Annotated in this window: 16 protein-coding genes and 1 riboswitch; of the genes, 8 read left to right on the top strand and 8 right to left on the bottom strand. The window is 72.4% G+C overall.

The features are described 5' to 3' along the window. Positions 1 to 78: 78 nt before the first annotated feature. Positions 79 to 1,419: a class II 3-deoxy-7-phosphoheptulonate synthase gene (locus ACGFW5_RS18465; protein WP_393835293.1), complete on the top strand. Its 1,341-nt coding sequence runs from the start codon at positions 79 to 81 to the stop codon at positions 1,417 to 1,419. Positions 1,420 to 1,580: 161 nt separating this feature from the next. Continuing rightward, entirely contained in the window at positions 1,581 to 1,838 is a 258-nt protein-coding gene (locus ACGFW5_RS18460) for a bacterioferritin-associated ferredoxin (protein ID WP_393835292.1), read from the top strand. A 30-nt stretch (positions 1,839 to 1,868) separates the two neighbouring features. On the opposite strand, the gene bfr is transcribed toward ACGFW5_RS18460, so the two are convergent. Beyond that, positions 1,869 to 2,348, bottom strand: a complete 480-nt coding sequence (gene bfr / locus ACGFW5_RS18455) for a bacterioferritin (protein WP_350229846.1) — start codon at positions 2,346 to 2,348, stop codon at positions 1,869 to 1,871. A gap of 154 nt (positions 2,349 to 2,502) precedes the next feature. On the opposite strand from bfr, the gene ACGFW5_RS18450 reads away from it, so the two are divergent. Then, positions 2,503 to 3,135 carry a sulfite oxidase-like oxidoreductase gene (locus ACGFW5_RS18450; RefSeq protein ID WP_393835291.1) on the top strand — a complete coding sequence of 211 codons (633 nt, stop codon included), beginning with the start codon at positions 2,503 to 2,505 and terminating at the stop codon, positions 3,133 to 3,135. 13 nt (positions 3,136 to 3,148) lie between these two features. Here ACGFW5_RS18450 and ACGFW5_RS18445 read toward each other — a convergent pair whose 3' ends face one another. From ACGFW5_RS18445 to thiO, 5 genes are all read right to left on the bottom strand, one after another. Beyond that, positions 3,149 to 4,000, bottom strand: a complete 852-nt coding sequence (locus ACGFW5_RS18445; protein ID WP_393835290.1) for a deoxyribonuclease IV — start codon at positions 3,998 to 4,000, stop codon at positions 3,149 to 3,151. 7 nt (positions 4,001 to 4,007) lie between these two features. Beyond that, complete coding sequence (pknB, locus tag ACGFW5_RS18440; RefSeq protein ID WP_393835289.1) at positions 4,008 to 5,984, bottom strand: Stk1 family PASTA domain-containing Ser/Thr kinase; 1,977 nt, start codon at positions 5,982 to 5,984, stop codon at positions 4,008 to 4,010. 127 nt (positions 5,985 to 6,111) lie between these two features. Then, on the bottom strand, positions 6,112 to 6,945 hold the full coding sequence (locus ACGFW5_RS18435; RefSeq protein WP_393835288.1) for a thiazole synthase: 834 nt from the start codon (positions 6,943 to 6,945) through the stop codon (positions 6,112 to 6,114). Between the two features lie 3 nt (positions 6,946 to 6,948). Beyond that, positions 6,949 to 7,149 carry a sulfur carrier protein ThiS gene (gene thiS / locus ACGFW5_RS18430; RefSeq protein WP_393835287.1) on the bottom strand — a complete coding sequence of 67 codons (201 nt, stop codon included), beginning with the start codon at positions 7,147 to 7,149 and terminating at the stop codon, positions 6,949 to 6,951. Further along, the gene (gene thiO, locus ACGFW5_RS18425) at positions 7,146 to 8,327 is read right to left on the bottom strand and encodes a glycine oxidase ThiO (protein ID WP_393835286.1); all 1,182 of its coding nucleotides are present in this window, start codon (positions 8,325 to 8,327) and stop codon (positions 7,146 to 7,148) included. The genes thiS and thiO overlap by 4 nt, the downstream gene beginning before the upstream one ends. After that, positions 8,325 to 8,437, bottom strand: a riboswitch (TPP riboswitch). (Overlaps the previous gene by 3 nt.) A gap of 245 nt (positions 8,438 to 8,682) precedes the next feature. Here thiO and ACGFW5_RS18420 point away from each other — a divergent pair. From ACGFW5_RS18420 to ACGFW5_RS18400, 5 genes are all read left to right on the top strand, one after another. Beyond that, positions 8,683 to 9,915 (top strand): NAD(P)/FAD-dependent oxidoreductase, encoded by a 1,233-nt coding sequence (locus ACGFW5_RS18420; protein ID WP_393835285.1) that lies wholly within the window; start codon positions 8,683 to 8,685, stop codon positions 9,913 to 9,915. A gap of 774 nt (positions 9,916 to 10,689) precedes the next feature. Continuing rightward, positions 10,690 to 11,055 carry an Rv2175c family DNA-binding protein gene (locus ACGFW5_RS18415; RefSeq protein ID WP_393835284.1) on the top strand — a complete coding sequence of 122 codons (366 nt, stop codon included), beginning with the start codon at positions 10,690 to 10,692 and terminating at the stop codon, positions 11,053 to 11,055. A gap of 109 nt (positions 11,056 to 11,164) precedes the next feature. Then, the gene (gene thiE, locus ACGFW5_RS18410) at positions 11,165 to 11,815 is read left to right on the top strand and encodes a thiamine phosphate synthase (RefSeq protein WP_393835283.1); all 651 of its coding nucleotides are present in this window, start codon (positions 11,165 to 11,167) and stop codon (positions 11,813 to 11,815) included. A 286-nt stretch (positions 11,816 to 12,101) separates the two neighbouring features. Next, on the top strand, positions 12,102 to 13,019 hold the full coding sequence (metF, locus tag ACGFW5_RS18405; protein WP_393835282.1) for a methylenetetrahydrofolate reductase [NAD(P)H]: 918 nt from the start codon (positions 12,102 to 12,104) through the stop codon (positions 13,017 to 13,019). A 61-nt stretch (positions 13,020 to 13,080) separates the two neighbouring features. Beyond that, positions 13,081 to 13,980, top strand: a complete 900-nt coding sequence (locus tag ACGFW5_RS18400) for a hypothetical protein (RefSeq protein WP_393835281.1) — start codon at positions 13,081 to 13,083, stop codon at positions 13,978 to 13,980. A gap of 153 nt (positions 13,981 to 14,133) precedes the next feature. Here ACGFW5_RS18400 and ACGFW5_RS18395 read toward each other — a convergent pair whose 3' ends face one another. Together ACGFW5_RS18395 and ACGFW5_RS18390 are read right to left on the bottom strand one after the other, a co-directional pair. Then, complete coding sequence (locus tag ACGFW5_RS18395) at positions 14,134 to 15,645, bottom strand: phytoene desaturase family protein (protein ID WP_393835280.1); 1,512 nt, start codon at positions 15,643 to 15,645, stop codon at positions 14,134 to 14,136. A 76-nt stretch (positions 15,646 to 15,721) separates the two neighbouring features. Then, positions 15,722 to 16,294: a DUF4126 domain-containing protein gene (locus ACGFW5_RS18390; RefSeq protein ID WP_393835279.1), complete on the bottom strand. Its 573-nt coding sequence runs from the start codon at positions 16,292 to 16,294 to the stop codon at positions 15,722 to 15,724. Between the last annotated feature and the right edge of the window lie 105 nt (positions 16,295 to 16,399).

The raw sequence follows: 16,399 nt of genomic DNA, 5'->3' as shown, positions 1-16,399 counted from the left end.
GGTCATGACGGGTGTGTCCGGGTGGCCGGTGTCTCACTTGGTGGTCGTGGGAATGGACGGCTTGGCCGACCCCGTAATGTGGGTCCGGTGACCGTGAATGTAAACACCTGGCGTGACCTTCCCGCGGCGCAGCAGCCCGAGTACCCCGATGCCGAGGCCCTGCGCGATGTGATCGCGGACCTCGAATCGTATCCGCCGCTCGTCTTCGCGGGCGAGTGCGACCAGCTGCGCGCCCGTCTGGGAGCCGTCGCCCAGGGCGAGGCGTTCCTGCTCCAGGGGGGTGACTGCGCCGAGGCCTTCGACGCCGTCTCCGCCGATCACATCCGGGCCAAGCTCAAGACGCTCCTCCAGATGAGCGCCGTCCTGACCTATGCGGCCTCCGTGCCCGTGGTGAAGGTCGGCCGCATCGCCGGCCAGTACTCCAAGCCCCGCTCCAAGGGCACCGAGACCCGCGACGGCGTGACGCTGCCGACCTACCGGGGCGACTCGGTGAACGGCTTCGCCTTCACCGAGAAGGACCGCGTCCCCGACCCCGAGCGCCTGAAGCGGATGTACAACGCCTCCGCCTCCACGCTCAACCTGGTGCGTGCCTTCACCACCGGCGGCTACGCCGACCTGCGCCAGGTGCACGCCTGGAACCAGGACTTCGTGAAGTCCTCGCCGTCCGGGCAGCGTTACGAGCAGCTGGCCCGCGAGATCGACAACGCGCTGAACTTCATGAAGGCCTGCGGCACCGACCCCGCCGAGTTCAAGGCCGTCGAGTTCTACGCCTCGCACGAGGCGCTGCTCCTCGACTACGAGTCGGCGCTGACCCGCGTCGACTCGCGCACCGGCCACCTGTACGACACCTCCGGCCACATGGTGTGGATCGGTGAGCGCACCCGGCAGCTGGACGGGGCGCACATCGAGTTCGCCTCCCGGATCCGCAACCCGATCGGCATCAAGCTCGGCCCGACGACCTCCGTCGACGAAGCGCTCACCTACGTGGACCGCCTCGACCCGGACCGTGAGCCCGGCCGGCTGACGTTCGTGGTCCGCATGGGCGCCGACAAGGTGCGCGACAAGTTCCCCGAGCTCGTCGAGAAGGTCACCGCGTCCGGCGCGGTCGTCGCCTGGGTCACCGACCCCATGCACGGCAACACCTTCGAGGCGGCCTCCGGCCACAAGACGCGCCGCTTCGACGACGTCCTGGACGAGGTCAAGGGCTTCTTCGAGGTCCACAAGGCGCTCGGCACCCACCCGGGCGGCATCCACGTCGAGCTCACCGGTGACGACGTCACCGAATGCGTGGGCGGCGGCGACGAGATCTTCGTCGACGATCTCCACCAGCGCTACGAGACGGCCTGCGACCCGCGCCTCAACCGCAGCCAGTCCCTCGACCTGGCGTTCCTGGTCGCCGAGATGTACCGCGACCAGTAGTTTTCGCTCCGTACGGCAGTGGGGCGCGGATCCATGTGATCCGCGCCCCACTGCCGTATCAGGGGCTTTTGCGCGCCGGGGGCTCCAGGTAAGGTTAGGGTTGCCTCACCGATCATCGGGAGGGGCTTTCCTTGTCGATGCCGCGCCGATCGCCCCGGGAGGTGAACCGCGTGTACGTATGCAACTGCTTCGGTGTCACCGAGGAGCAGGTCAAGAAGCACGTGGACGGCGGTGCCTGCACCCCCCGCCAGATAGCTTCCGCCTGCAAGGCCGGCACCGACTGCGGTTCGTGCGTACGCCGCATCCAGGCGCTGCTCGGGCGTGGCTCCTGCCCCCGCCGGGAACTGGTGGACCAGGGGCGCCCCGCGCTGACCTCCGTCACCCCGGAGTTCGCCCCCGCCCTCGACGACGCCGCCTGACGCCGCGGCCCCGGCTTCGCCCCCGGCGGCCTAACTCTCCGGCTGCTCGATGAGCTGCGCGATGTACAGCGCCTCGCCCAGCTTCTCGACGAGTTCGAGCTGGGTGTCGAGATAGTCGATGTGGTGCTCCTCGTCGGCCAGGATCGACTCGAAGATGTTCGCGGACGTGATGTCGCCCTTCGCCCGCATGACCTCGACGCCGCGCTTGAGGCGGTCGATCGCCTCGACCTCGATCTGCCGGTCCGCCTGGAACATCTCGGTGACCGTCTGCCCGATGCGGACATGGAAGAGCCGCTGGAAGTTCGGCAGGCCGTCCAGGAAGAGGATCCGGTCGGTCAGCACCTCCGCGTGCTTCATCTCGTCGATCGACTCGTGACGCGTGTACTTGGCCAGCTTCGTCCAGCCGAAGTTGGCCTGCATCGCGCTGTGCAGCCAGTACTGGTTGATCGCCGTCAGCTCGGCACTCAACTGCTCATTCAGGAATTCGATGACCTCGGGGTCGCCCTGCATCGCAGAGGCTCCTTCCACAACGGTAACCGGGCAGGTTTCGCGCATCCTCGCACCGTGATCAGGGACCGTCCAGTAAGTGCATGCTTAGTAGGAGTTGCCCGAATCGGGACGTCCCTGGTCATCACCACCCCTCGGGGTCTGTCACCATGGAGTCATGGGTCAGCCGGAGAGCCGGGAGCGGCAGGGAGCAGCGCAGTCGGAGCTTCCGCCGGGCCAGCGGCTCCAGCGCGGCTGGCCGGTCACCCACTACGGGCCGGTGCCCAAGTTCAAGCCGGAGCGCTGGGAGTTCCGGGTCTTCGGGGCCACCGCCGACGGCGACAAGCACTGCTGGAACCACGAGGAGTTCTCGGCGCTGCCGTTCGAGAGCGTGATCGCCGACCTGCACTGCGTCACCAAGTTCTCGATGCTCGGGGCCGAATGGGGCGGGGTCATGGCCCGCACGATCGTCGAACTCGCGCCGCCCGCGCCCGATGTCACCCACGTCATGGTCTGGGCCGAGTACGGCTTCAGCTCCAACCTGCGCCTGGCCGACTTCCTCTCCGACCGTACGGTCTTCGCCACCCACAACGGCGGCGAACTGCTCACCGCCGAACACGGCTTCCCGCTGCGCCTCGTCGTCCCGCACCTGTACGCCTGGAAGGGCCCCAAGTGGGTCCGCGGCGTCGAGTACATGACCGCGGACCGGCGGGGGTTCTGGGAGGAGCGGGGCTACCACAACGTCGGCGACCCGTGGCGCGAGCAGCGGTACTCCTACCAGGAGGAGCCCGGGGACGGCCCGGAGCTCTGAACCGCCCGGCACCCTAGAGGCGCAGCGACTTCAGCCTGGCCACGTCCGCGGCGTGCCCCTCCTTGCCGCCCGGGGTCTCGATGACGAGCGGAACGCCCGCGGTCGACGGATGGGCCAGCAGCTCGCGGAACGGCTCCTCGCCGATGTGCCCGGAGCCGATGTTCTCGTGACGGTCCTTGTGTGCGCCGACCACGTCCTTGGAGTCATTGGCGTGGATCAGCTTGAGCCGCCCCTCGCCGACCGTCTCCACCAGCAGGTCCAGGGTCTGCTTCATGCCGCCGGGCCCTGCCAGATCGTGCCCGGCGGCGAAGATGTGACAGGTGTCCAGGCAGACCCCGAGCTTCGGGTGGGCGTCCAGGGCCTCGAAGTACGGCCCGAAGTCCCAGGTGCGCGAGCAGAGCGAGAAGCCCTGCCCGGCGGTCGACTCCAGAAGCAGGAACGGGTCGTCGTCGTGGGTCAGCTCGTCGAGCAGCGGCAGCAGATGCGTACGGACCTGCGCCAGGGCCTGCGCACGCGGACGCCCGCCGGTCGCCGAACCGGTGTGCACGACCACGCCCAGCGCGCCGATCTCCCGGCCCCGGCGCAGCGAGTGCCGCAGCGACTCCACCGACTTCTCCACCGTGGCCCCGGTGCTTGAACCGAAGTTGATGAGGTAGGGCGCGTGGACGTACGCCGGGATCGACGCCGCCGCGCACTCGGCCCTGAACCGCTCGTCCTGGGCCGGATTTCCGGCCGGCGTCGCCCAGCCGCGCGGATTGGCGGCGAAGACCTGCACGGTCTCGGCGCCGATGTCGCGGGCGTAGGCGAGTCCGACCGTGGCGAGGCCACCGGCCACGGGGACGTGGCCGCCGATGGGGTTGCGCATGGGGTGACTACAGTCCCTTGGTGGTGATCGTGACGGTGGAGCCCTCGGGTGCCTGGGCGCCGGCGGCGACGGACTGACCGGAGACCTCGTCGCTGAGGAAGGGGAAGCTGCGGTCGACCTTCACCTTGAATCCGGCCGCCTCCAGGGCCTTCTGGGCGTCGTCGGCGCTCTCGCCGGTCACCTTGGGCACGGTGACCGTCCGAGGGCCCTTGGACACGGTCAGGGTGACGGTGTCGCCCTTGGTGAGCCGGGCGTGCTGCGGGGACGACTGCGCGGCCACCTTGCCCGCGTCCTGCGGGGAGTTGACCTGCTCGGGCGCCACGGCCACCTTCAGGCCGGCGTCCTGGAGGGCGGAGGTGGCGTCGGCCAGCGTGTCACCGACGACCACGGGCATGTCGACGGGGGCGCCCTTGCTGACGACGAGCGCGACCGCCGTGTCCGTGTGCCGCTTGACGCCGGCGGGCGGATCGGTACGGATCACCGCGCCCTGCGCGACGCTGTCGCTGAACTCGCTGGTGGTGTCGCCGGGCGCGAAGCCCGCCTTGTTCAGCTCGTCCTTGGCCCGGTCCAGCGGCATCCCGTCCAGCTTGGGCACCTGAGCCGTCTCGGGACCGCGCGAGACGACCAGCGTGACCGAGCCGTTGCCGCGGATGCGGGCACCGGTGGCCGGGTCGGTCGAGATGACCTGGCCGCGCTCGACGGTGTCGCTGAACTGCCGGTCGACCTTCTTGACGCCGAGCCCGGCGCCCGAGAGCTTCTGCTTCGCCGCGTCCTCGCTGCGCCCGATGAGCGCGGGGACGCGGGTGAACTGGCCGGAGTTGATGTACCAGACGCCCGCGCCGACCCCGAGGACCACCAGGAGCGCGGTCACCAGGGCGATGAGCCCGCGCCGCCCGGCGAACCGGCTCCGGGCCGTCCGCGCGGCCGGCTGCGGCTCCGGGTCCTCCTCGCTGCGCCGCGGGATGATCAGCCGGCTGGTGCGGTTCACCGGCTCCTGCCCGGCGTTCTCCGCGGGCAGCGGTACGCCCGCCGGTGTCACCGGGGTCGTCGCGGCCCGGGGGATCACGCTCGTACGGTCCTCGGCTCCGGCGCCGCCTGCCGCGCCGCTCGCGCCCGGCGGTACGGCGTCCAGCTGCTCGTCGTCGAGCGCGGCGCGGGCCGTGCGGGTCAGCGCGAGCAGGGCCACCGCGTCGTGCGGGCGCACCTCGGGGTTGCGGGCGGTCGCCGATGCGACCAGGTCGTCCAGCTCGATGGCGAGGCCGGGCACGGCCGCGGACGGCGCGGGCATGCCCTCGTGGAGGTGGGCGTAGAGGATCTGGGCGGGGGTGTCCCCGTGGTGCGGCTTGGCGCCGGTCAGCATCTCGTACAGGACCACGCCGCACGCGTACACGTCGGCGCGGGTGTCGGCGGTGCCGTGCTCGATCTGCTCGGGCGCGAGGTAGGAGACGGTCCCAAGGACGGAGCCGGTGGTGCTCGTCACCGAGTCCACGGCCCGCACCAGGCCGAAGTCGGCGACCTTGACCCGGCCGTCGTCGCCGATCAGGACGTTCTCGGGCTTCATGTCCCGGTGGACGAAGCCGGCCCGGTGGGCGGCGCCGAGTGCGGCGAGTACCGGTTCCAGGATGTCGAGGGCCGCACGCGGCTGGAGCGCGCCGCGCTCGCGCAGCACATCACGCAGGGTGCAGCCCGCGATGTACTCCATGGCGAGATAGACGTACTGGTCCTGCGCGCCCTGGTCGAAGACGCCGACCACATTGGGGTGCGCGAGCCTGGCCACCGACTTGGCCTCGCGGATGAAGCGCTCCACGAAGGTGGCGTCGGCGGCGAGGCCGGGGTGCATCACCTTGAGGGCGAGCACCCGGTCGAGGCGGGTGTCGACGGCCCGGTAGACCGTGGCCATACCGCCGACGGCGATGCGCGCGTCGACGCGGTAGCGGCCGTCGAGCACCTGCCCGACGAGGGGGTCATGAAGGGTCGTATCCACGGGGAGAGTTTACGAGCGCCCCGCGACGCCCTTCACGCCGCGTGCGTTGCTGGGCCCGTACTGAAGCCGAGCTGTGACGCGGACCTGCTCCTTCGCCGCCGCGAGTGACGGGGGCCGCTCTGCTGGATCATGCCGGGCCCGCGGGGTCCGACCCGGACGGAACGGCCTGGAACGCCGGGCGCTCGGGGTCGAGCGCGGCCCGCCCCTCCATCGCCGAGGACGCCTCGGCGAAGTGGCGGCGCGGGATGCGGCCCGCGCGGTGGGCCAGCCGGCCCGCCTCCACCGCGTGCCGCATCGCCTCCGCCATCAGGACCGGCTCCTGGGCCCGGGTCACCGCGGAGGCGAGCATCACCGCGGAACAGCCGAGCTCCATCGCGAGCGCCACGTCGGAGGCCGTGCCCGCACCCGCGTCGAGGATCACCGGGACGCCCGCCCGGTCCACGATCAGCTCGAAGTTGTGCGGGTTGCGGATGCCGAGCCCCGAGCCGATGGGGGAGCCGAGCGGCATGATCGCCGCGCAGCCGACGTCCTCCAGCTTGCGCGCGAGGACCGGGTCGTCGTTGGTGTACGGCAGCACCGTGAACCCGTCGTCGACCAGCGTCTCGGCGGCGTCGAGCAGTTCGATCGGGTCGGGCAGCAGGGTGCGCTCGTCGGCCACGACCTCCAGTTTCACCCAGTGCGTGCCCAGCGCCTCCCGGGCCAGGCGCGCGGTGAGCACGGCCTCGCCCGCGGTGAAGCAGCCCGCCGTGTTGGGCAGGACGCTGATGCCGAGCCGTTCGAGGACGGACAGGACCGAGCCCTGCACGGTCGGATCGAGACGGCGCATGGCGACCGTGGTCAGCTCGGTGCCGGACACCGCGAGCGCGCGTTCCAGGGTGGCGAGGCTCGGCGCCCCGCCGGTGCCCATGATGAGCCGGGAGCCGAAGGTGGTGTCGGCGATGGTCAGCACGTCGTCGGCCATGGTTCAGCCCCCCTGCACGGCGGTAAGGACCTCGACGCGGTCACCGTCGCCGAGCGTGGTCGTCGGCCAGGCGCTGCGCGGCACGACCGCCTCGTTGACGGCGGCGGCGACACCGGAGCGGGACGGGGTGAGGGCGGCGACGAGGGCGTCGAGGGTGGTGCCCAAGGCAAGCGCTCGGGGCTCGCCGTTGACGGAGACGGTCATGCGGTCGTCAGCTCCCAGGGTGCGTGGGCGAAGCGGCGGGGGGTGAACGGGCGTGCCTCGTCGGGCAGTTCACCGGTGGCGAGGACGTGCGCCATGACATCGCCGGTCACGGCGGTGAGCAGCACCCCGTTGCGGTAGTGCCCGGTGGCGAGCAGCAGCCCGGGCAGCGCCGTCGGGCCGAGCAGCGGCGCGTTGTCGGGGGAGGCGGGGCGCAGGCCCGCCCGGGTCTCGGTGAGCGGGAGCTCGGTGATGCCCGGCACCAACTCGTGGGCGTCGCGCAGCAGTTGGTAGACCCCGCCCGCGGTGACCGTGGTGTCCCAGCCGAGCTCTTCGCTGGTGGCGCCGAGCACGAGTTCGCCGTTCTCACGCGGTACGAGATAGACGTCGCTGCCCCGCACCACCGCCCGCACCGTCCTGGACAGGAACGGCGCGTACGCGGGCGGCACGGTCAGGCGCAGGACCTGGCCCTTCACGGGACGTACGGGCGGAAGGACTTCTTCCGGTACGCCCTTCAGGCGGCCGCTGAGGCTGCCGGCGGCGAGCACGACCTGGTCGGCTGCAAGCTCGGTGCCGTCCGCCAGGACGACCCCGGCCGCCCGTTCCCGTACGACCACGAGCCGCTCGGCCCAGCCGTACGCGAAGCGCACGCCGGCCTCCGCGCAGGCGGCGACCAGCGCCGCGGCCAGGCGGCGCGGGTCGATCTGGTGGTCGCCGTCGACCCGCAGGCCGCCGCGCACACCCGGCGCGAGCATGGGCTCGAGGCGGCGGCAGTCGCGCCCGGAAAGCCACTCGGACTCCAGACCGCAGCGGACCTGGAGCGCGTGCAGGTCGCGCAGGTGGGCGCGGTCGTCGGAGTCCAGGGCCACGGCCAGGGTGCCGCATGCGCGGTACCCCGTGTCCAGCCCGGTGGTCTCGCTCAGCTCGGCGACGAAGGCCGGGTAGCGGCGGGCGGATTCGACGTTCAGGGCGAGCAGTCTCTGCTCGCCGTAGTGGAGTTCGGTGACGGCGGCGAGCATCCCGGCCGCGACCTGGGCGGCGCCGCCGCCCGGCTCGGGGTCGACGAGCACGACGTCGAGGCCGCGCTGGGCGGCCCGCCAGGCGGTGACGAGCCCGATGACACCGCCCCCGACCACCAGGACGTCGGACCCGTTCCCGGGCCTGTCGTGTGAAGAACGCATGGGCGTCCAGCCCCTCCCTTCGCCGGCATGACCCGGATCAGGTTCGTACGGTCGGAGGCCGCCCAGCCTCCCTCTCAGCCCGGTGCGTCCGGGCTCCCGCGAGTGCTTTACGCCTGCCACCATAGCCCGAGCCGTCGGCCCGCAGTAAGGGAGCGTCCGGGCGGCCAAGGGCGCGTATGCCGACGCTGCGGGGGTGCGCGCGTCGAGGGGGGCGGGGCCTGGGGGTGGGCGCGCCCAGGGGGCCGAGGTGGGCCCGGGTGGTGCGCGCGTCGAGGGGGTCGGGATGGGCCCCGGGGTCTGCGCGCGCCGACACGGCCCCTTACCTGACGAATGGTCAGCTGCTTATGGTGATCGCGTGAGCGAACAGCAGACGCACCAGACGCAATCCGAAGCGCGGCACGTGGTCGTCGTGGGCGCGGGCATGGCCGGCGTGCAGACCGCGGTGGCCCTGCGTGAACAGGGCTTCCCCGGCGCCATCACCCTCATCGGCGCCGAACCCCACCAGCCCTACGACCGGCCCCCGCTGTCCAAGGCGGTCCTGCTCGGCAAGGCCGAGGGCTCGGCCTTCGAGGTCGACTTCGAAGCGCTCGGCGTCGACCTGCGCCTGGGCCTTGAGGTCACCGGGGTGCGCCCGGCCGAGCACCGCGTGGTGACCGAGGCGGGCGAGGTCGGCTACGACACCCTCGTCATCGCGACCGGCGCCGAACCCCTCACCCTGCCCGGCAGCGGGGGAGTGCCCGGCGTCCACCTGCTGCGCACCCTCGACGACGCGCGGCGCCTTCGCCCGGTCCTCGACCAGCGGCACCGGATCGTGGTGGTGGGCGCGGGCTGGATCGGCGCGGAGTTCGCCACCGCCGCCCGCGACGCGGGCTGTGAGGTCACCGTCGTGGAAGCGGCCGACCATCCGCTCGCCGGGGTGCTCCCGACGGAGGTCGCCGCCCCGATGGCCGCCTGGTACGCCGAATCGGGCGCCGAACTCGTCACCGGCGCCCGGGTGGAGGCGGTCGTGCCGGGCGAGGTACGGCTCGCCGACGGCCGGGCCCTGCCCGCCGACGCGGTGGTCATCGGCATCGGCGCCCGCCCCGCGACGGGGTGGCTGGCCGGTTCGGACATCGCGCTCGGCCCCGAGGGAGCGATCACGGCGGACGCCCGCCTGCGCACCTCGCTGCCCGACGTGTACGCGGTGGGCGACTGCGCCTCGTTCCCCTCGGCCCGGTTCGGCGAACGCCTGCTGGTCCACCACTGGGACAACGCGCTCCAGGGCCCGCGCACGGTGGCCGCCGACATCGTGGGCGAGGCCCCCGCCGACTACGACCCGGTGCCGTACTTCTGGTCCGAGCAGTTCGGCCGCTTCGTCCAGTACGCGGGCCACCACCGCGACACCGACGAACTGGTCCGGCGCGGCGACCCGTCGTCGACCCCGTGGTCGGTCTGCTGGCTCAGGGACGGCGCGCTGGTCGCGGTCCTGGCGGTGGGCCGCCCCAGAGACCTGGCCCAGGGCCGCAAACTGATCGAATCCGCGACACCGATGTCCCCGGCCCAGCTGGCGGACCCGTCCGTACCGCTGAAGTCGGCGACGCTGCGTTAGCGCGGTGGCCGCGCGGCGGGTTGGCGCGACGGGTGCGGTGCTGGGTGCCCCACAGGGGCGCGGGGAACTGCGCGACCAGCCACGCACGGTCCGCAGCCGTAAGCCGGCCCTGGGGCTTCGCCCCAGACCCCGCCGCGCCTGAACGGCGCTCGTCCTCAATCGCCGGACAGGCTGAAGATGCCCATGCCGGTCGGCATCGAGCAGCCAAGGGGCGCGGGGCTGTGTCGCCGCGCCGCGGTGGGCACGACCGATGGGCGCAGGTCGCCCTACAGGGGCGCGGGGAACTGCGCGACCGGCCACGCACGGTCCGCAGCCGCAAGGCGGTCCGGGGCTTCGCCCCAGACCCCGCCGCGCCTGAACGGCGCTCGTCCTCAATCGCCGGACAGGCTGAAGATGCCCATGCCGGTCGGCACCGAGCAGCCAAGGGGCAGGGGGCTGTGTCGTCGCGTGGCGGTGGGCGCGGCCGATGGGCGCCGGTTGCCCTACAGGGGCGCGGGGCTGTGTCGTTGCGCGGCGGTGGGCGCGACGGGTTGGCGCCGGTTGCCCTACAGGGGCGCGGGGAACTGCGCGACCAGCCACGCACGGTCCGCAGCCGTAAGCCGGTCCGGGGCTTCGCCCCTTGCCTCACAGGGCCGCGGGGAACCCGCGACCGGCTCAGAACGGCCGGCAACCCCGGCAGCCGCCCCCGCCGGGGCAGCCCGAAGGGGGCCGGGGCGCAGCCCCCGAGGGACCACCCCGGTACCGAGTGTCAGTCGGAGGTGGCACGCTTGTCCCGTGACCGAGATTGACGCAAAGATTGATGCTCTCGTCCCCGCCTGGCTCCACCTCCCCGACATCGCGGAGATGCTGGACGTGGAGGTGACGCGCGTACGGCAGCTGGTCAAGGAGGGCCAGCTCATCGCCGTACGCCGAGGTGAGAACAGGGCCCTGCAGGTGCCGGCCGCCTTCATCGACACCGACAAGGTGGTCAAGGGCCTCACCGGCACCCTGACGCTCCTGAGGGACGACGGTTTCTCCGACGAGGAGATGCTGGAGTGGCTGTTCACTCCCGACCCGAGCCTGCCCGGCACCCCCGCGCAGGCCCTCAGTGAGAACCGCGGCACGGAGGTGAAGCGCCGCGCCCAGGCGCTCGCCCTCTGAGCCGAGCGAGCCCACCCACCAGCGCCGACAACCCGCGGTGTACGGTCCGGTCCAGCCGGCCCGTACACCGCGCGGCCCGGCCGAAGACGAACACAACGGGGGACCTTCCATGCCCACGGCCCGTGAGCAGCTTGCCGACGCCCGGCTCTACCTGTGCACCGACGCACGCAGGCGTCAGGGCGACCTGCCCGAGTTCCTGGACGCCGTCCTGTCGTCCGGCGTGGACATCGTGCAGCTGCGGGACAAGGGCATGGAGGCCGCCGAAGAGCTCGACCACCTGGCCGTCTTCGCCGACGCGTGCCGCCGTCACGGCAAGCTGCTCTCGGTGAACGACCGGGCCGACGTCGCGCACGCGATCGGCGCCGACGTGCTGCACCTGGGCCAGGGCGACCTACCGGTGCCCGCCGCCCGGGCCATCCTGGGCGACGACGTGCTGATCGGCCGCTCCACGCACGCGGAGGCCGAGGCCGCCGCGGCCGCCGCCGAACCGGGCGTGGACTACTTCTGCACCGGCCCCTGCTGGCCCACCCCCACCAAGCCGGGCCGCCAGGCGCCGGGCCTCGGCCTGGTGCGCCACACCGCCTCGCTCGCCACCGCCCGGCCCTGGTTCGCGATCGGCGGCATCGACGCGGGCAACCTGGACGAGGTCCTGGACGCGGGAGCGGACCGCGTCGTGGTCGTACGGGCGATCACCGAGGCCGCCGACCCGGCCGCGGCCGCCGCCGACCTGGCCAAGCGGGTCAGGGAGCGGCAGGTCTAGGGGGTGTCTGGTGGATCATGGCCGGGGGTGCGGCGCCTGGCACGGCACCTCGCGGCGTTGCCGAAACGCCCCGATAGCTCCGCTATCACGACGTTCCGGCGCCTTGCGATGCACCGCACCAGGCGCCGCACCCTGACCGACCCTGATCCACCAGACACCCCCTAGCCCGGGGGCCACCCGCGCCGGGTGGACCGATCATGTCCGAGGGATGGACAGAAGTCCGACAATGTGGACAATTTGCCCCCGTTCTGTTGGGGGACCGACCACCCCTGGCTAACCTGCCCATATGGCCCATGGCACAGCTTCCACCCGGACTGATCGCGCGCGCACCGTGCGCGACATGCTCGCGACCGGCGAGACCACGTACTCCTTCGAGTTCTACGCGCCCAAGACCGAGAAGGGTGAGCGGAACCTCTGGAACGCGCTGCGCCGGGTCGAGGCGGTAGCCCCCGACTTCGTCTCCGTGACGTACGGGGCGGGCGGCACCACCCGTACCGGAACCGTCGAGGCCACCCAGCAGATCACCGAGGACACCACCCTCACCCCGGTCGCCCACCTCACCGCCGTCGGGCACTCCATCGCGGAGCTGCGCCACACGGTGGGCCAGTACGCCGACGCCGGCATCCGCAACATCCTCGCGGTGCGCGGCGACCCGAAGGGCGACCCGATGGGCGAGTGGGTCAAGCACCCCCAGGGCGTGACCTACGCGGCCGAACTGGTCTCGCTCATCCGGGAGTCCGGCGACTTCTGCGTCGGCGTCGCCGCCTTCCCCGAGATGCATCCCCGCTCCACCGACTGGAATGCCGACATCCGGAACTTCGTGGACAAGTGCCGCGCGGGCGCCGACTACGCCATCACGCAGATGTTCTTCGAGCCCGAGAACTACGCGCGGCTGCGCGACCGGGTCGCGGCGGCCGGCTGCGACACCCCGATCATCCCCGAGGTCATGCCCGTGACCAGCGTGAAGCAGCTGGAGCGGTTGCCCCAGCTCAGCACCGCGGTCTTCCCCGCCGACCTCAGGGACCGGATGCTGGCGGTCAAGGACGATCCGGCCGCTGTACGCTCCATTGGCATCGAGTTCGCCACTGAGTTCTGCTCACGGCTGCTCGCCGATGGCGTTCCCGGGTTGCACTTCATTACCCTCAACAACTCCACGGCGACGCTCGAAATCTACGAGAATCTCGGTCTGCACCAGCAGGCGTAGCCGGAAACCGGTACCCGGGTCGGGGGACAGCCGCACCCGGGACAGGAGAAGAGGGGCGTACATGGGCTGGACGGTCCTCTACATCGCGTTCGCGATCGTCGCACTGTGGCTGCTGGGGGAGGTGCTGCTGCAGTACAAGGCGCGACTGCGCTGGCGACTGCTGGCCTTCACGGGGTTCCTGGGCGTGGTCCTCGGTGTTCTGCTCTCGTCGGTCCTCGTGATCGTCCTTGGCGTGATCACCTTCGCCGTCGGCCAGGTGTACGTCACCCTGTCCTTCCGCAAGGGCTTCTCCACCGGCTGGGCGCTGGGCGGAAGGCCGGGCGCGAGCCGCCGCCGCAGGGCCGCCCGCAAGAGTGCCGCCGTGGCGCAGCCGGCCCTTGAGGTCACCGACCTCCAGTACGAGAGCGGAGCCGAAGCCGACGCCTCCCCGGACGCCAACGGCCAGACCCCGCAGGGCGATTCGGTCTACGAACCGCAGCCCATGCCCGACGAGACCGGCCAGTACGGCATCTACAGCCCCGCCCAGCAGGCCGAGGTGCAGGCGACGCAGACGCAGGCGCAGCCCGCCTACGGCGCGTACGACCCGCAGCAGCCCTACGCCGACCCGTACGCCGATCCCTACGCCCCGCAGTACGACGAGAGCGGCGCCGGGCAGCAGCAGTACGCCGCCTACTCCGACCCGTACATCGGCAACGGCGGTCAGGCGTACGGCACTTACCAGGGCTACGACAGCTTCGGCGGCCAGCAGCCCTACGCCGACCCGCTCGCCGCGCAGTACGGCACGGACACCCCGCCCGGCGGCGTCTGGGTGCCGCACCAGCGCGACGGGGAGCAGGCGTACGCCCCCTATGAGCAGCAGCAGGTCCAGCAGCAGGGCCAACAGCCGCCCCACCAGCCGTACGACCCGAACCAGCCCGACCTGCCCTACCACCCGGAGCAGCAGCAGCCCTATCGCTACTGACCGCGCGCCGTCCCCCTTGCCACGGTCCGGGAAGTCCGCACGGGGTGCTCGCGGCCCGCTCCGATGAGTCCGCGCCGGGCGCTCACCGCGGGCCCGCAAGTCCGCGCCGCGGGGTTTTCGAGGCGGGCCGCCACCGGTGCGTCCATGCGGCCCTCACTGCGAGCCCCGGAAGTCCTCCCCCTCGACGATCAGGCCGGCCACCAGCGCGCCGGACATCCCGGCGTGCGCGAGGCCGCCGCCCGGGTGGGACCAGCCGCCCGCCAGGTGAAGCCCCGCCAGCCCGGTGGTGTTGGCGGGGTGCAGGAACGCGGCGCCGGCGCCGGCCAGCGAGGGCGCAGGCACCGAGCCGCCCTGCGCGCCGGTGGCCTCGGCGACCTGCACAGGGGTGCGGACCTCGTGCCACAGCAGGCGCTCGCGCAGCTCGGGCACGGCCCGTGCGGCGGCCCCGATCAACTCGTCCGCGTACCGCCCCACCAGCGCCGCGTCCGTCCAGTCGACCGGGCCGTGCGGGGCGACGGTCGCCGTCAGGGTCACCGCCTCGTGGTCGTCGTCGGGCCGCACCGCCGGGTCGTCGGGCCGCAGGACCGTGACGGTCGGCGGCCCGGTGTGCGGGCCGACGAAGCCGGCGCGGGCCTCGGCGGCGGCGTCGGGGGAGTGCACCACGGTGCGGTGCACGGCGTCCGACGGCCGCGCGCCGCGCAGGGCGAGCAGCACCGTGAACCGGCTCGGCAGCGCCGCGGCTTTGGGTCCGATCGTGTCCGGAGCCCACAACTCGCGCCCGGGCGGCATCAGTTGGAGCCCGCGCGGATCCGCGCCGCACACCACCTGGTCCGCTTCGACGACCGTGCCGTCGGCCAGCTCGACACCGGCGGCCCGGCCGTCCTTCTCGCCGACCAGCGTGACCTCGGCGTCGAAGACGAACGCGACTTTCCTGGCCAGGCACCGCTCGTACAGCGCCCTCGCCAGCTCCCGCATGCCGCCGCGCACGTACCAACTGCCGAAGGTCTGCTCCATGTACGGCAGCACGGCCGCGGCGGCCGGGGCCGTGGCCGGGTCGAGGCCGTACTCCAGGGCGTAGCTCGCCAGGAGCGCGCCGAGCCTGCCGCCGCCGAGCTCCTGCGCGGCGACCTCGCCGAGCGTGGTGGCCCGACGGGGCGAGCGCAGCAGACGGCGCCGCTCGACGGCTGGGTAGGGTTCGCGGGCCAGCACCTGCCAGTTGGGCCACAGGGGCTCTTCGAGGAGGGGCCGGCGCGTGCGGTCCCAGGCCTCGCGGGCCCGGATCAGGAACGCTCCCCAGCGCTCGCCGGCGCCCTCGCCCACAGCGCCGTCCAACGCCGACATCACGCCCGCGCGCGAGGCGTTGGGCAGCGAGACCTCGCTGCCGTCGGCGAAGAGGTGACGCGACGCCGGGTCGACCGGGGCGAGCTCCACGCGGCTCTCCAGCGGCTCCTTGCCGGTCTTCACGAACAGGTCGCGGTAGACGGCGGGCAGCCGCAGCAGAGCGGGGCCGGTGTCGAATGTGAACCCGTCCCGCTCGAACCGCCCAACGGCGCCGCCGTACGTCGACGAGCGCTCGTACACCGTCACCCGGTGGCCCGCCACCGCGAGCCGGGCGGCAGCCGCCATGGCGCCCATGCCGGCGCCGATCACCACAATCCGTGCCATGCCGGCGACTTTATCCGCCGCCACTGACACATCACTCCGGTGGTCGCACCACCCCGGCCGCGGCCAGCCGCTTCTCCTACCGGCGCTGCGCCCTGCGCCGCCGGTAACGGCGGATCTGGCGCCACATCACGACGATGATCACGATGCCGAGCACGAGGAGCGCGCCCGCGATCACGGCCGCCGCGACGGGGTGGAAGATCGCGAACGTCATGATCCCGGCCACGCCCAGATCCTCCGCCACGCTCAGCGCGATGTTGCTGAACGGCTCGGGCGAGGTGTTCACCGCCATCCGCGTCCCGGCCTTGACGAGATGACTCACCAGCGCCGTGGACCCGCCCACCGCGCCCGCCGCGAGATCCGGCAGCGACCCGTTCTGCCCGGCGAGCAGCGCACCGACGACGGCCCCGGCGAGGGGCCGGATCACCGTGTGCACGGCGTCCCAGACGGAGTCGACGTACGGAATCTTGTCCGCGACCGCCTCACAGAGGAAGAGCACTCCGGCCACGATCAGCACGTCGGGCCGCTGAAGCGCCCCCGGCACGTCGTCGCTGAGCCCGGTGGCCCCGAAAATCCCGAGCAGCAGCACCACCGCATAGGCGTTGACACCGCTGGCCCAGCCACTCGTGAAGACGAGAGGGAGTACCTGCATGCGGGCTCCTTGGGCTAGGGGGTGTCTGGTGGATCATGGCCGGGGGTGCGGCGCCTGGCACGGCACCTCGCGGCGTTGCCGAAACGCCCCGATAGCTCCGCTATC

It is taken from the genome of Streptomyces sp. NPDC048416 (assembly GCF_043200435.1).
Classification (GTDB): domain Bacteria; phylum Actinomycetota; class Actinomycetes; order Streptomycetales; family Streptomycetaceae; genus Streptomyces.
The sequence above is the reverse complement of the archived record's forward strand: the minus strand, read 5'-3'. Positions and strand labels throughout refer to the sequence as shown.

Excerpts from the sequence above, each read along its gene's own strand:
- bfr (WP_350229846.1), bottom strand. The coding sequence starts at position 2,348 with ATGCAGGGCGACCCCGAGGTCATCGAATTCCTGAATGAGCAGTTGAGT.
- ACGFW5_RS18450 (WP_393835291.1), top strand. The coding sequence starts at position 2,503 with ATGGGTCAGCCGGAGAGCCGGGAGCGGCAGGGAGCAGCGCAGTCGGAG.
- ACGFW5_RS18445 (WP_393835290.1), bottom strand. The coding sequence starts at position 4,000 with ATGCGCAACCCCATCGGCGGCCACGTCCCCGTGGCCGGTGGCCTCGCC.
- ACGFW5_RS18435 (WP_393835288.1), bottom strand. The coding sequence starts at position 6,945 with ATGGCCGACGACGTGCTGACCATCGCCGACACCACCTTCGGCTCCCGG.
- thiS (WP_393835287.1), bottom strand. The coding sequence starts at position 7,149 with ATGACCGTCTCCGTCAACGGCGAGCCCCGAGCGCTTGCCTTGGGCACC.
- thiO (WP_393835286.1), bottom strand. The coding sequence starts at position 8,327 with ATGCGTTCTTCACACGACAGGCCCGGGAACGGGTCCGACGTCCTGGTG.
- thiE (WP_393835283.1), top strand. The coding sequence starts at position 11,165 with ATGCCCACGGCCCGTGAGCAGCTTGCCGACGCCCGGCTCTACCTGTGC.
- metF (WP_393835282.1), top strand. The coding sequence starts at position 12,102 with ATGGCCCATGGCACAGCTTCCACCCGGACTGATCGCGCGCGCACCGTG.
- ACGFW5_RS18400 (WP_393835281.1), top strand. The coding sequence starts at position 13,081 with ATGGGCTGGACGGTCCTCTACATCGCGTTCGCGATCGTCGCACTGTGG.
- ACGFW5_RS18395 (WP_393835280.1), bottom strand. The coding sequence starts at position 15,645 with ATGGCACGGATTGTGGTGATCGGCGCCGGCATGGGCGCCATGGCGGCT.
- ACGFW5_RS18390 (WP_393835279.1), bottom strand. The coding sequence starts at position 16,294 with ATGCAGGTACTCCCTCTCGTCTTCACGAGTGGCTGGGCCAGCGGTGTC.